Annotated in this window: 1 protein-coding gene; it reads left to right on the forward strand. The window is 65.7% G+C overall.

The features are described from left to right. Positions 1-277: transposase (locus tag ABFY71_RS18845; protein ID WP_347947404.1), on the forward strand; the 277-nt coding region annotated here is incomplete at both ends.

The raw sequence follows: 277 nt of genomic DNA on the forward strand, positions 1-277 counted from the left end.
TGTGCACGGCCGGCAAGGAGAAGCGCATCCGACGATGGGAGCATGAGGCGGTGCTCGACGAGATGGAACGTCGGTTCGAGGCCATGCCCGACGCGATGGCGGTCCGCCGATGCACTGTCGAGCACGTCTTCGGCACCATCAAAGGCTGGATGGGCGCGACCCACTTCCGAACGCGGGGCCTCAAGAACGTCGCAACCGAAGCCAGCCTGGCGATCCTGGCCTACAACCTCAAGCGCGCCATCGCCGTCGCCGGCGTTGCCTCAACCCTCAAGGCGAT

The organism is Devosia alba, from assembly GCF_039938915.1.
GTDB classification, from domain to species: domain Bacteria; phylum Pseudomonadota; class Alphaproteobacteria; order Rhizobiales; family Devosiaceae; genus Devosia; species Devosia alba.